The organism is Streptomyces sp. NPDC028308 (assembly GCF_055565855.1).
Genome location: NZ_JBVHTO010000005.1, coordinates 294,828 through 308,641, shown reverse-complemented (window position 1 = coordinate 308,641; position 13,814 = coordinate 294,828). Strand labels below are relative to the sequence as shown.

13 protein-coding genes are annotated in these 13,814 nt (G+C 70.5%); 10 read left to right on the top strand and 3 right to left on the bottom strand.

All coding sequences use genetic code 11. From position 1 onward, the window contains the following. Positions 1-44: 44 nt before the first annotated feature. The 3 genes from ACZ4VA_RS13880 (at position 45) to ACZ4VA_RS13870 (ending at position 4,369) form a co-directional block, all read left to right on the top strand. On the top strand, positions 45-2,105 hold the full coding sequence (locus ACZ4VA_RS13880) for an RICIN domain-containing protein (protein WP_468081362.1): 2,061 nt from the start codon (positions 45-47) through the stop codon (positions 2,103-2,105). 140 nt (positions 2,106-2,245) lie between these two features. Then, positions 2,246-2,986: a class I SAM-dependent DNA methyltransferase gene (locus ACZ4VA_RS13875; protein ID WP_468081360.1), complete on the top strand. Its 741-nt coding sequence runs from the start codon at positions 2,246-2,248 to the stop codon at positions 2,984-2,986. 441 nt (positions 2,987-3,427) lie between these two features. After that, on the top strand, positions 3,428-4,369 hold the full coding sequence (locus ACZ4VA_RS13870) for a glycosyl hydrolase (protein WP_389389160.1): 942 nt from the start codon (positions 3,428-3,430) through the stop codon (positions 4,367-4,369). 161 nt (positions 4,370-4,530) lie between these two features. Here ACZ4VA_RS13870 and ACZ4VA_RS13865 read toward each other — a convergent pair whose 3' ends face one another. Continuing rightward, complete coding sequence (locus ACZ4VA_RS13865; RefSeq protein WP_355779414.1) at positions 4,531-4,953, bottom strand: secondary thiamine-phosphate synthase enzyme YjbQ; 423 nt, start codon at positions 4,951-4,953, stop codon at positions 4,531-4,533. Positions 4,954-5,057: 104 nt separating this feature from the next. Between ACZ4VA_RS13865 and ACZ4VA_RS13860 the strand changes: the two genes are divergently transcribed. The 6 genes from ACZ4VA_RS13860 to ACZ4VA_RS13835 all read left to right on the top strand — a co-directional run bounded on the left by ACZ4VA_RS13860 (position 5,058) and on the right by ACZ4VA_RS13835 (position 10,335). Continuing rightward, positions 5,058-5,159 (top strand): putative leader peptide, encoded by a 102-nt coding sequence (locus ACZ4VA_RS13860; protein ID WP_362127536.1) that lies wholly within the window; start codon positions 5,058-5,060, stop codon positions 5,157-5,159. 152 nt (positions 5,160-5,311) lie between these two features. After that, positions 5,312-6,202, top strand: a complete 891-nt coding sequence (locus tag ACZ4VA_RS13855) for an ABC transporter permease (protein ID WP_468081356.1) — start codon at positions 5,312-5,314, stop codon at positions 6,200-6,202. Continuing rightward, complete coding sequence (locus tag ACZ4VA_RS13850; RefSeq protein WP_468081354.1) at positions 6,175-6,936, top strand: ABC transporter ATP-binding protein; 762 nt, start codon at positions 6,175-6,177, stop codon at positions 6,934-6,936. Before ACZ4VA_RS13855 ends, ACZ4VA_RS13850 begins: the two co-directional genes overlap by 28 nt. 74 nt (positions 6,937-7,010) lie before the next feature. Further along, positions 7,011-8,042 (top strand): ABC transporter substrate-binding protein, encoded by a 1,032-nt coding sequence (locus ACZ4VA_RS13845; RefSeq protein WP_468081352.1) that lies wholly within the window; start codon positions 7,011-7,013, stop codon positions 8,040-8,042. A gap of 2 nt (positions 8,043-8,044) precedes the next feature. Continuing rightward, on the top strand, positions 8,045-9,199 hold the full coding sequence (locus tag ACZ4VA_RS13840; RefSeq protein ID WP_468081350.1) for an LLM class flavin-dependent oxidoreductase: 1,155 nt from the start codon (positions 8,045-8,047) through the stop codon (positions 9,197-9,199). Positions 9,200-9,246: 47 nt separating this feature from the next. Further along, complete coding sequence (locus ACZ4VA_RS13835; protein ID WP_355779427.1) at positions 9,247-10,335, top strand: NAD(P)-binding domain-containing protein; 1,089 nt, start codon at positions 9,247-9,249, stop codon at positions 10,333-10,335. 47 nt (positions 10,336-10,382) lie between these two features. On the opposite strand, the gene mltG is transcribed toward ACZ4VA_RS13835, so the two are convergent. After that, a complete protein-coding gene (mltG, locus tag ACZ4VA_RS13830; protein ID WP_355779430.1) occupies positions 10,383-11,219 on the bottom strand; it encodes an endolytic transglycosylase MltG in 837 nt (278 codons plus the stop codon). Positions 11,220-11,262: 43 nt separating this feature from the next. Further along, positions 11,263-13,062: an ABC transporter ATP-binding protein gene (locus ACZ4VA_RS13825; RefSeq protein WP_356164443.1), complete on the bottom strand. Its 1,800-nt coding sequence runs from the start codon at positions 13,060-13,062 to the stop codon at positions 11,263-11,265. A gap of 94 nt (positions 13,063-13,156) precedes the next feature. On the opposite strand from ACZ4VA_RS13825, the gene ACZ4VA_RS13820 reads away from it, so the two are divergent. Continuing rightward, a complete protein-coding gene (locus ACZ4VA_RS13820; RefSeq protein WP_356164445.1) occupies positions 13,157-13,612 on the top strand; it encodes a MarR family winged helix-turn-helix transcriptional regulator in 456 nt (151 codons plus the stop codon). Positions 13,613-13,814: the final 202 nt, after the last annotated feature.

Genomic DNA, 13,814 nt, shown 5'->3' with positions numbered 1-13,814 from the left:
ACGACGGACCACCGCAGCGACCACAGACGAGTTGGGAGCACACGTTGGCACGCCGTACCCGTACACGACGGCTTCTGGGACCCCTCGGGGTCACCGCTCTGGCCCTCGGGGCGACCCTGGTCACCGCACCACCGACGCACGCGCGGGCGGAGACGGCGGCGTCGGCCGTCACCGTCTCGCCCGACCCCTCGTACCAGGCGCAGCGCTTCGAGGGCTGGGGCACCAGCCTTGTCTGGTTCGCCAACGCCACCGGCGACTACCCACCCGAGATACGCGAGCGGCTCGCCGACCTCCTCTTCGGCGACGACGGCCTCGCCCTCAACATCGCCCGCTACAACATTGGCGGCGGCAACGCCCCCGACGTGAAGGACTATCTCCGCGCGGGCGGCGCCGTCGAGGGCTGGTGGAAGGCCCCGGCGGGCACGACCCGTGAGGACACCGACTGGTGGCACGCCACGGACGCCGCCGACTGGAACCCGGACGCCGACGCCACGCAGCGCTGGTGGGTGGACCGCATCAAGGACGACATCGACCACTGGGAGACGTTCAGCAACTCGCCCCCCTGGTTCATGACCCGCAGCGGATACGTCTCCGGCGGCTTCGACGCCAACCAGGACCAGCTCAAGGACGACTCCGTCGACGACTTCGCGGCCTATCTGGCGGGCGCGACCGAGCGGCTGGAGAAGGCGCACGGCATCGAGGTCGACACCCTGGATCCCTTCAACGAGCCCAACACGGGGTACTGGAGTACGCGTCTGGGCGCCGACGGACAGCCGGTCGGCGGCCGTCAGGAAGGCGCTCACATCGGCCCGGAGCTCCAGCAGAAGGTGATCAAGGCGCTGGCCCCCGCACTGAGGAAGGCGAGGACCGGCACCGAGATCTCCGCCATGGACGAGACCAACCCGAGCCTCTTCGCGCAGAACTGGAACACCTACCCCGGCGAAGTACGCGACCTCGTGGGCCAGATGAACGTCCACACCTACGGAACCGGCGGCCGCACCAGCGTGCGCGACCTGGCCAAGACGGCCGGCAAACCGCTGTGGATGAGCGAGGTCGAGGGCGACTGGGGCGACGGTCAGAGCTTCACCGACATGCGGCCCGGACTCGGCCTCGCCCAGCAGATGGTCGACGACCTGCGCGAACTGGAGCCGCGGGCCTGGGTGTTCTGGCAGCCCGTCGAGGACTTGGACAACATGGAGCCGGGCGGCGAGTCGGCGAAGGGCGGCAACTGGGGCAGTATCCAGGTCCCGTTCAGCTGCACGTCCGCGGACACCCTGGCCAGTTGCCCGGTGCGCACGAACACGAAGTTCGACACCGCGCGCAACTTCACCCACTACATCAAGCCCGGTGACCGCCTGATCGGCACCGACGACACGGCGAGCGCGGCGGCCGTCTCCCGCAAGCGCGACGCCGCGACGGTCGTCCACGTCAACAGGACCCTCGACGCCCGCGCGGTGACGATCGACCTGTCCAAGTTCGGCCACATCGCGCGCGGCGCGACGGTGACGCCGGTCGTGACGAGCGCCGAGGGCAAGCTCGACCGGGGGGCTCCCGTCCGGGTCACCGGCGGTCGGGCCACCCTGACCGTGCCCGCCCAGTCCGTGACGTCCTTCCTGGTCAAGGGCGTGTCCGGCGCCGCCGAGGACGCGGCGCTCGCGCAGAAGGGCCACACCTACCGGCTGACCGGCGTGCAGAGCGGCAAGGCCCTCACCGTCGCGGACGACGGCACCGGGCTCGTCATCAGGTCCGCGGGCACGGAGGCGGGCGGCGACGGGCAGCGGTGGCAGCTCCGCCGCACCGGCCACGACAGCGGAAACCTCCAGCGGTACGTGCTGACCGACCCCGCGCAGGGACGGCGGGTGGCCGTGCGGGACGGCGCGCCCGTCCTGGAGGCGGACCACGGCCGTACGGACAGGGCCGCCCAGTGGATCGCGTCGACGACCGGCGACGGCTCCTGGACCCTGGTCAACGCCGCCGACGGCCGGCTGCTCGAAGTGGGCGGCCAGGCCACCTCGGAGGGCGCGGCCGTCACGGTCTGGACCCCGAACTCCGGTGCCAACCAACGGTGGACGATGTCCGACGTGACCGGCCGCACCGGTTCCTAGACCGGACGGCCCGACCCCCACGTAGGCCTCCGCCCGCTTCGGACAGGGGCGGAGGCATACGCCGTGGTCCCGGCGCCGGCCGGTGGCCGGGGGGTTATTCGGTCGACAGCGACGCGAGGCGGCGGGCAGGCTGACCGACCGTGACGAGCAGCGAAGTATGGAACCGGGCGACCGCCGAACGCTACGACGCCGAGGAGGGCGAGAGGACCTCGGCCGCCTTCCTCGCCCCGACACTCGACTTCCTCGCCGGGCTGGCGGGTGAGGGACGGGCGCTGGAGTTCGCGATCGGGACCGGGCGCGTGGGCGTCCCCCTGTGCGAGCGGGGAGTCCCGGTGGCGGGCGTCGAACTGTCCGAGCACATGCTGGCCGTGCCGCGGCGCAAGGCCGACGAGGACACCCTGCCGGTCGCCCTCGGGGACATGACCTCGACCCGCGTGCCCGGCGAGTTCACCCTGGTCTACCTCGTCTACAACACCATCTCGAACCTGCTCACCCAGGACGAGCAGGTCGAGTGCTTCCACAATGCCGCGCGCCACCTCGCGCCGGGGGGCCGTTTCGTCATCGAGCTGGGGGTGCCGCCCCTGCGGTTCCTGCCGCCCGGGCAGACCGCGGTGCCCTTCGACGTCTCGGACGGGCACCTGGGCTTCGACACCTTCGACCTGGTCGAGCAGATCCTCGTCTCGCACCACCTGACCCGGGACGGCGACGACGGCCGCTATCGCCGCGGCGCGTCCCGGCACCGGTACGCCTGGCCGGCGGAGCTGGACCTGATGGCCCGGATCGCGGGACTCACCCTGGAACGCCGTCTCGCGGACTGGAACGGCGCGCCGTTCACCCAGGACTCGCCCCAGCACATCTCGGTGTGGCGCAAGCCGTCGTGAAGCCGTCCGAACCGCGGGCGGGCCGGCCGTACGGCGATGCCCGTCGCGGGCGCTGTGACATGCGTCATGCCGCATACGGCTCCAACGATGCCGGATAGCAGTCAGCCCTCTCCGGCATACCGGATCAATTGCCCTATAACGGACAATCTATTCACGCCGTGAAACCGATGCTCGGATTTCCGGACATTCCTGCTCTCGCAGCGGTCGACATCCGTGCCCTGACGGTTCGACAGAAGCAACGGCGCCTGCCCGATACCGGGGACACCACGCCGATGACGCCCTGGCAAGACTCCCTACTTCTACGAATCCACGTAGTAGGGATCTTTCATTGCCTGCACACGTGGACCTTCCGAGAATGACTGGGCCACCGGGGAGCCGGGGGCTCATACAGCCGCGGCGCCGAAGCACCGGCCCTGCACCGGCCGGTCAAGAAGGACGGGAATGAAACGAAAACTGGCGACGGTACTGGCCATGGCGGCAATTATCCTCACGTCCATGACCATGCCGTCAGAGGGTGCCATCACGTCCTCCCGTCTGGGCGTATACGTCGGCCCAGGGAAAACCGCTGAGGTGGACAACACCCAGACGTGGCTCGACCGGTCGCAGGTGGACGCGACCGACTACCTGGATCCGTCCGAGAACACGCTGTGGAATGGGTACGCGACCAAGTACTGGGGCGACTGGAAGAAAGCCAGGGCCGACCGGCGGTTCGTGCTCGGTCTGCCGATGCTGCCCAAGGGCGGAAACTTCACAGCAGGCCTCAGTGGCACGTACGACAGCCAGTTCCGGGACCTCGCCGACCTGATGATCAAGAACGGTCTGGGCAACTCCGTCGTTCGCCTCGGATACGAGGGCAACAACAGGAACATCGGACCTTGGCAGGGAACTGACGACCCGGCAGCCTATCGGGCGATGTTCCGTCGGGTGGTCACCCTGATGCGTGCCCGTACCGGAGCGGATTTCCAGTTCGACTACAACATGGCCGTGGGCCCCGCGGGCAAGGTCACGTCTTTCGAGACGCTTTACCCCGGCGACAGCTACGTCGATATCGTGGGGCTGAACATCTACGACGTGTGGTGGCAGCACCCGGGCGCTACACCTGCTCAGCGATGGAACCACACGCTCACCACCGCCATGGGCGTGAACGAGTTCAAAACGTTCGCCGCCGCGCACAACAAGGCGAAGTCGTATCCGGAATGGGGCCTTTACCGAAAGGGCGACGCCTACGCGGGGGGAGGGGACTCGCCCTACTTCATCGACCGGATGGCCGAGCTGGTCCAGGACTCGAAGTACCAGGCGTACTTCGACCTCGACTGGGGCGGCGGGACACTCGACGAATTCCCCAACGGCAAGACGCAGTACAAGCTCCGCTTCGGCGGCTGAGAACTGTCGCGACGGGCCCCGATGGAGACATGCCGTCGGGGCCCGTCGGCTGCCACGAAGTCCGGCAGGCCTCACGCGAAGGACGCGGCCAGACCATCGCCCAGCGCGCCCTGAGACCCCGCTCGCAGTCCCAGGCCCACGTCACAGGCCCGCAGCAGCCACTATCCGAGGAACGACAACCGCACCTTCCGCTCCGGGTTGTCCTTGTTGGTGTCCACCAGGCACACCGACTGCCAGGTCCCGAGCTCCAGCCGGCCGGCGATCACCGGCAGGGTGGCGTGCGGCGGGACGACGGCCGGGAGGACGTGGTCGCGGCCGTGGCCGGGGCTGCCGTGGCGGTGCTGCCAGCGGTCGTCGGCGGGAAGCAGCGTGTGCAGGGCGGCGAGGAGGTCGTCGTCGCTGCCGGCCCCGGTCTCGATGATCGCCACTCCGGCGGTGGCGTGCGGGACGAACACGTTCAGCAGGCCGTCGCGCCCTGCCGCCGCCTCGTTCAGGAATGCCTCGCAGTCGCGGGTGAGATCGACGACGTTCTCGGACGTGCCGGAGGCGATGTTCAGGACACGCGTGGTGAAGGCTTCGGACATGACCCCATCCTGACCCATAAGCCGGGTTTCACACGCGACCCGGCGCGCTCGCGGTGATACGCGGAGTCCATTCCGCGAGACGCCATTGACCGTGCACATGCCGCATGGCTACTTTCTGCCGCATGTTGCGTTCAGCCCTGCTCACCACGCGCGGTCACATCGACCTGCTGCGGGTGGCCTCCGCCGCGTGTCGCCGCGGCTGCTGACGCCCTCTCACCCCGCTCGTCCAGCGTGCCCCTACGCGCCGCCCAGCACTCGCACGTCCGGTCACCCGTCTGCCCGTTGACGGGCTGACCCGCCGGCGCGGCGGCGCCCACGCGCATCCCTCTTCGGTCGCTCTCCCTCCCGTGGAGCACTCATGAGCATCAGCCATGCCCCGCCGGACTCGACAGAGTCCGACATATCGGTAATCTCCAAGACCGATGCCGTCGCCGGACAGGCGTCGCCCGAACTCGAACCCATCGTCCCCGCCTCCAGCCGGCGCGCCCGCGTCCCCCGCTGGCTGCGCCGCACCTCCGGTCCGCTGCTGCTGCTCGGCCTGTGGCAACTCCTCAGCGTGACAGGGGTGTTGACCGCCGACATCCTCGCCTCACCCGGCACCATCGCCCGCGTCGGCCGGGACCTGATCACGGACGGCTCGCTGCCGAACGCGATGGGCGTCTCCCTCCAGCGCGTCGCGGTGGGACTGCCCCTCGGCACCGTCGTCGGCACCGGACTCGCCCTGGTCTCGGGGCTGTTCCGGATCGGCGAGGACCTGGTCGACGCCAGCGTCCAGATGCTGCGGACGGTCCCGTTCGTCGGACTCATCCCGCTGTTCATCATCTGGTTCGGCATCGGCGAGGCCCCGAAGGTCGCGATCATCACCCTCGGCGTGTCCTTCCCGCTCTACCTCAACGTGTACGCGGGCATCCGCGGCGTCGACTCCCAGCTCATCGAGGCCGGTGAATCCCTCGGGCTGTCCCGGTGGGGGCTGGTCCGCCACGTCGTCCTACCCGGGGCGCTCCCCGGCGCCATGACGGGCCTGCGCTACTCGCTCGGCATCGCCTGGCTGGCGCTCGTCTTCGCCGAGCAGATCAACGCCGACGCCGGAATCGGGTTCCTCATGGTCCAGGCCCGGGACTTCCTGCGCACCGACGTGATCGTGGTCTGCCTGATCGTCTACGCCTTCCTCGGCCTGCTCGCCGACTTCGTCGTCCGTTCCCTCGAAAGGCTGCTGCTGCAATGGCGACCGACGTTCACCGGCCGGTGACCACCGAGAAGACCGCGCGCGTACCGGCACCAGCGGTACGCGTGGACGGCCTGACCCGTTCCTTCGACGGCCGCGCCGTCATCGACCACCTGCAACTGGACGTCCAGCCGGGCGAGTTCGTGGCGCTGCTCGGCCGCAGCGGCTGCGGCAAGTCCACCCTGCTGCGCATCCTCGCCGGACTCGACCGGGACATCGAGGGCACCGTGCTGGTACCGCGCCGCAAGGCAGTCGCGTTCCAGGCGCCCCGGTTGATGCCGTGGAAGAAGGTGTGGCGCAACGTGCTCCTGGGCCTGCCCGGCAAGCCCGAACGGGCCGTCGCCGAACGGGCGTTGACCGAGGTCGGTCTCACCCACCGCTCGGACGCCTGGCCCAAGACGCTGTCCGGCGGTGAGGCCCAACGTGCCTCCCTGGCACGCGCGTTGGTCCGGGAACCCGACCTGCTCCTGCTCGACGAGCCCTTCGGCGCCCTCGACGCCCTCACCCGCATCAAGGCCCAGCGGCTCGTCGGCCGGCTGTGGCAGCACCGCGGCTGCGCAGTCCTGCTCGTCACCCACGACGTCGAGGAGGCGGTGCTGCTCGCCGACCGCGTCCTGGTCATGGACGAGGGGGTCATCGCGTACGAGACCCGCGTCGACCTGGACCGCCCGCGCGACATCACCGACCCACGGTTCGCCGAACTCCGCGCCGAACTCCTGGAACGGCTGGGCGTCGACACCGCCGCCGAAGCCGCCTGACCCCTTCCACCCCGGCGCCGCGCGTGCAGCGGACCGGACCCACCCTCACCTGAACCGACCGAACGGAAATCGCCATGCGCCGACGCCTCGCCCCCGCCACTCTGCTCCTCCCCCTCGCTCTCCTGCTCGCCGCCTGCGGCGGGAACTCGGCGGCCGACACCTCGACGGGTGGCGGGACCGACGGCAAGGGCTCGCTCACGCTCAACGTCGGTGACCAGAAGGGCGGTTCGGAAGCCGTGCTGCGGGCCGCCGGAGAACTGAAGGACCTCGACTACAAGATCAAATGGTCGACGTTCACGTCCGGGCCACCCCTGCTGGAGGCGGTCAACGCCAAGGCCGTCGACATCGGCGGCGTCGGCAACACCCCGCCCGTCTTCGCGGCCGGCGCGGGCTCGAAGATCAAGGTGGTGGCCGCCTGGCACGGCACGTCCAGGGGCGACACCATCCTCGTACCGGAGAAGTCGTCGCTGAAGAGGCCCGCGGAGCTGAAGGGCAAGTCGGTCGCAGTGGCGCAGGGCTCGTCCGCCCACTACCAACTGGTCGCCTCGCTGCGGAAGGCCGGGCTCGGTCTGAGCGACGTCGAGGTGAAGTACCTGCAGCCCGCCGACGCCCTCGCCGCCTTCACCAGCGGCAAGGTGGACGCCTGGGCGGTCTGGGACCCGTACACCTCGCAGGTGCTGAAAGCCGGGCAGGGGCGCGTCCTGACCGACGGCGACGGCGTGGTGAACGGGCTCACCTTCCAGGTGGCCGCGCCCGGCGCCCTCGCGGACAAGAAGAAGGAAGCGGCCGTCAAGGACTACCTGGAGCGGCTGCGGCGCGCCCAGGACTGGGTCTACGACCACCCCGAGGCCTGGGCGAAGGTGTGGGCGAAGGACACCGGGCTGCCGTACGAGGTGGCGCTGGCGTCGGTGAAGCGCACCAACGCCTCGCGCCTCCCGGTGGCCGTCGACGACAAGCTCGTCGCCTCCGAGCAGGAGATCGTCGACGCCTTCGCCGGCCTGAAGCTGATCCCGCGCAAGGTCGACTTCGGCGACTTCGTCGACACCCGCTTCAACGGCGACCTGCCCGCCTCGACCACCGCCCCGCGCGCGCCGAAGGAGTCCTGACGGTGACCGTCCATCTCAACTGGTTCCTGCCGACCGGCGGTGACGGCCGCACCCTCGTGGACCGGCACGCCTACGCCTCCAACCCCGTCGACCGCGTCCGTCCGGTCAGCGGTGTGCGCCCGCCCGACATCGAGTACCTCGCCCAGATCGCCAAGGCCGCCGAGCAGTTGGGATTCGAGGCGGTCCTCACCCCGACCGGCACCTGGTGCGAGGACGCCTGGCTGACGACGGTGGCGCTCGCCCAGCACACCGAGCGGCTCAAATTCCTGGTGGCGTTCCGGCCGGGCGTCATCTCCCCCACCCTCGCGGCGCAGATGGCGGCCACCTACCAGCGCGTCACCCGCGAGCGGCTGCTCCTGAACGTGGTCACCGGCGGCGACTCCGCCGAGCAGCGCCGCTTCGGTGACCATCTCGACCACGACCGCCGCTACAGCCGCACGGACGAGTTCCTGTCCGTCGTGCGCGGGGTGTGGAGCGGACAGCCGTACGACTTCGACGGCACCCACTACCAGGTGGAGGGCGGGCTGACGGCGCTGCCGCCGGACCCGCTGCCGGAGATCTTCTTCGGCGGCTCCTCGCCCGCCGCGGGTCCCGTCGCCGCCCGGCACGCGGACGTGTACCTGACCTGGGGCGAGCCTCCCGCCCAGGTCAAGGAGAAGATCGACTGGATCCGCTCGCTCGCCGAGCGCGAGGGGCGCACCGTCCGCTTCGGCATCCGTCTGCACACCATCTCGCGGGACTCGGCCGCCGAGGCCTGGTCGACGGCGGACCGGCTGCTCGGCGACCTGGACGCGGAGACGATCGCCGCCGCCCAGGCCGCGCTCGGGCGCAGCGAGTCGGTGGGCCAGCAGCGCATGCTCGCACTGCACGGCGGCTCACGCGACGGACTGGAGATCTCCCCGAACCTGTGGGCGGGCGTGGGCCTGGTGCGCGGCGGCGCCGGGACGGCCCTGGTCGGCAGTCACGCCGAGGTCGCCGACCGGATCGAGGAGTACCACGCGCTCGGCATCGAGCACTTCGTGCTCTCCGGCTACCCGCACCTGGAGGAGGCGTACTGGTTCGGCGAGGGGGTGATCCCGGACCTGGCGGCCCGCGGACTGCTGCCGGGCGCGGCCGTGGGCGGTGGCGTGCCGCTGCTGGTCGCCGGGGGCCGCTGAGGCCGCCGACCGGGAAGAAACCGGACCCCGGTCCGGTTGGCAGGGTCGTGGAGAGCACCGGGGCAGCAGTACGCGAGGTCGACGTGGTCGTCATCGGCGCTGGACAGGCGGGCCTGTCCAGCGCCCATCACCTGCGGCGCACCGGATTCGAACCGGAGCGTGACTTCGTGGTGCTGGACCACGCGCCGCAGCCGGGCGGGGCCTGGCAGTTCCGCTGGCCGTCGCTGACGTACGGCAAGGTGCACGGGATGCACAGCCTGCCGGGCCTGGAGCTGACGGACGCGGACCCCGCACGCCCCTCGTCCGAGGTCATCGCCGAGTACTTCGCCGCGTACGAGCGCACCTTCGACCTGCGGGTGCGCCGGCCGGTCGATGTGAGCGGGGTCCGTGCGGGCGAGGGCGGCCGGCTGCTCGTCGAGACCTCGGACGGTACGTGGTCGACGCGGGCGCTGATCAACGCGACGGGCACCTGGGACCGGCCGTTCTGGCCGCGCTATCCGGGCCAGGAGACCTTCCGGGGCCGTCAGCTACACACCGCGCAATACCCGGGTCCCGAGAAGTTCGCCGGATCGCGGGTCGTGGTGGTGGGCGGGGGCGCGTCCGGCACTCAGCACCTGATGGAGATCGCCCCGTACGCGGCCGAGACGACCTGGGTGACCCGGCGGCCGCCCGTCTTCCGCGAGGGTCCGTTCAGCGAGGACGTGGGACGGGCGGCGGTGGCGCTCGTGGAGGAGCGGGTCCGCCGGGGCCTGCCGCCGGGGAGCGTGGTGTCCGTGACGGGCCTGCCTCTGAACGACGCGATCCGGCAGGCCCTGGCGGACGGGGTCCTGGACCGGCTTCCCATGTTCGACCGGATCACCCCGGACGGCGTGGCATGGGACGACGGACGGCATGTGGACGCCGACGTCATCCTGTGGGCGACCGGGTTCCGGGCGGCGATCGATCACCTGGCTCCGCTGCGGTTGCGTGAGCCGGGCGGCGGCATCCGCGTCGACGGCACCCGTGCGGTCGCCGACCCGCGCGTCCACCTGGTGGGCTACGGCCCCTCGGCCAGCACGATCGGCGCCAACCGGGCGGGCCGCTCGGCGGTCAGGGACATCAGGCGGCTGCTCGCGGAGGTCCCGGCCACCGCGTGACGCCCCGTCGGTCCCCGGCTCGGGCGTTCGTGACGCGCGCCCGCCGGTCAGCGGGAGGGCGCGACACTCTTCCGGTTCCGGTTGAACTCGGCGACGTTCCTCTGATGCTCCTCGTAGACCGCCGTGAAGCGCGTGTCGCCCGGCTTGACGGTGACGAAGTACAGCCAGTCCCCCGGGGTCGGGTTGATCGCCGCGCGCATCGCCTCCTCGCCGGGGTTGGCGATCGGCGTCGGAGGCAGTCCCATGCGCTGGTAGGAGTTGTACGGGTTGTCGAGCTTGGTGTCCTTCTCACTGGTCGTCAGGGTGCTGCGGTTGAGCGCGTAGTTGATGGTGGAGTCCATCTGCAGCGGCATGCCCCGCTCCAGCCGGTTGAAGATGACGCGGGCCACCTTGCCCATGTCGTCCTTGGTGGCCGCCTCGGCCTGGATGATGCTCGCGATCGTCACGGCCTGGTAGACGTTCATCGCGTTGCGCTGCGCGCCCGCGGTGATCTGGCCGCCGTTGAACTTCTTGTTCGCGGTGGCGACCATGAACTTGAGCAGCGACTCCGGGGTGGACTTCTCGTCGAGCGGATACGTGGCGGGGAACAGGTAGCCCTCAGGGTTGCCCTCGGCGTCGTTCGGCAGCTTCAGGTCGGCCTTGCGCAGGGACTTCTTGGTGCTGCCCGCCGGCAGACGCAGCGCCTTGTCCACCGCGTCGTAGACCTGGCCCGCCCGCCAGCCCTCCGGGATCAGCAGGGACGTCGGGCGCTCGTCCTCGTCGTCCATGGTCAGCAGCGGCACCGCCACGGCGGTGGCCGCGACGACGGCTCCGGTCGCGATCAGGGCGATCCGGCCCCGACGCGTCAGTCGAATCGTGCTCCGTGGCGGAGTGTTGGTCTGCATGCGGGCACGGTAACCCGCAAAAGCGCGCAAACCCGACATATCTTCATCTTGTCGGCTCCAGTTGAGCGTCTCGGCGGACGAGGGCGGCGTACCGGCCGTCGCGCTCCAGCAGTTCCTCGTGCGTCCCGCGCTCGGCCGCCCGGCCGGAGTCCAGGACCACGATCTGGTCGGCGCCCCGGACGGTGGACAGCCGGTGCGCGATGGTGATCGTGGTCCGGTCGGCCGACAGCGCGTCGATGGCTTCCTGGACAGCGCGCTCCGTGCGAGTGTCCAGGGCGCTCGTCGCCTCGTCGAGAATGAGCACGGGCGGGTCGCGCAGGATCGTGCGCGCGATGGCCAGCCGCTGCTTCTCACCTCCGGAGAACCGGTGTCCGCGCTCGCCGACCACGGTGTCGTAGCCGTCGGGCAGCGAGGCGATGTGCTCGTGGATCTGGGCCGCCCGGGCCGCCGCGTGCAGTTCCTCGTCGGTGGCGTCCGGCTTGGCGAAGCGCAGGTTGTCGGCGACCGAGGCGTGGAAGAGGTACGTCTCCTGCGAGACGACGCCGACCGCGCGCGCGAGGGTGTCGAAGTCCAGGTCGCGCACGTCGACGCCGTCGAGCGTGACGCGCCCGCCCGTGACGTCGTAGAGCCGGGGCACCAGATAACTGAGCGTGGACTTGCCCGAACCGGTCGGACCGACGACCGCGAGACTGCCGCCCGCGGGGACCGTGATGTCGATGCCCTCCAGGACCGGGCCGCCCTTGCCGTCGTAGCGGAACTCGACGTCCTCGAAGCGGATCTCGCCCTTGACCTGGTCGAGGTGGACCGGCTCCACCGGCTCGGTGATGTCGATCGGCAGGTCGAGGTATTCGAAGATGCGCTGGAAGAGCGCGAGCGAGGTCTGGATCTGGACGCCGGTGGACAACAGGCTCACGGTCGGCCGGAACAGGCCCTGCTGGAGCGAGACGAAGGCGACGAGCGTGCCGATGGAGATGTCCGGACCGCCGAACTGGAGGGCCATCCCGGCCGTCCAGTAGATGACGGCGGGCATGGCGGCCATGACGATGGTGATGACGGCCATGCGCCAGCGGCCCGCCATGTTCGACTTCACCTCGAGGTCGACCAGGCTCTCGGACTCGTCGGCGAAGGACCTCGTGAGCGAGTCGGCCCGGCCCATCGTGCGGCCGAGGAGGATGCCGCTGACGGACAGCGACTCGGTGACGGTGGCGGCCATCGTGGCCATCTGCTTCTGGCGCTGCGTCGCGATCTTCTTGCGCTCGCGGCCGACCCGGCGGCTGATCCACACGAAGACCGGCAGCAGGAGCAGGGAGACGACGGTGAGCCGCCAGTCGAGCGCGACCATCGCGACGATCGTGGCGACGACGCTGGTGAGGTTGGAGACCAGCGAGGTGGCGGTGGAGGTGACCGTCGCCTGCATACCGCCGATGTCGTTGGCGATGCGGGACTGGACCTCCCCCGTGCGGGTGCGGGTGAAGAAGGCGAGCGACATGTGCTGGAGCCGCCCGTAGACGGCGGTGCGCAGGTCGTGCATGACGCGCTGGCCGACCGTCGTGGAGATCAGGGTCTGCAGCACGCCGAAGACGCTGGTGACGACCGCGCTGAGGATCATGCCGAGAGCGAGGAGGCTCAGCAGTCCGGTGCGGCCCTCGGGGATCGCGACGTCCAGGATCTCCCGGAGCAGGAAGGGCGTGGCGACGGAGACCAGGGAGGCGGCGCCGACCAGCAGGCCGACGACGGCCAGCCGGCCGCGATAGGGCCGGAACAGCTTCAGGATGCGGCGCACCTGCCGCGGCTGCTCGGACTCGGCGGGTGACGGTGTCCAGGTGGGGTGATCGGGACGCATGGGCTCCTACGGAGGGTGAGATGAGGACGACTGACGGAGCATAGCTCATTGTTACCTATACTCACAATGAACGGGGTCCTGATATTGTTCCCACATGACCACCCCCGATGCCGACGGCCTGCTCGCCGAGCAGTTGCTGCGGCTGACCCGCCGCGTGCACCGCATCCAGAAGCGCCATCTGGAGCAGCGCGCCCTGGGCATCACTCCGGCCCAGTCGCGGCTCCTGCGCACCCTGGCCCACTACGGCTCGCCTCCCCGCATGGCCGACCTGGCCGAGCGCCTGGAGGTGGTGCCGCGTGCCGTGACCACCCTGGTCGACGGCCTGGAGGCGAACGGGAAGGTGCGGCGGGTGCCCGATCCCACCAACCGCCGGGTGATCCGGATCGAGGTCACGGACGAAGGGCGCATGGCACTGCGTGAGCTGCGCGGCGCCCGCCGGTCGGCCGCGGAGGAGATCCTGGCCCCGCTGACGGACGAGCAGCGCGAGGTGCTGGGCGGGTTGCTGGACACCCTGGTCGACGGCACGCCCGGCGCGGAGCGGCCCTGCTGATCGCGTACGGCCTGTCACTCTCCTAAGCCGGCCGTCACGGCATCTGGGCATCCCGGCCGACGTCCCTGTCCTGGCCGTCGTCCGGGTGTCGGGGTGCGGGTCGGGGGCGGGCGGTTACAGGGTCACGTCGCCCCGCCGGCCGGCGCGAGAGCCTTCCGCCCACGCCCGGGACGGGCCGGCCGCCCGGTGGATGTCACCGGGC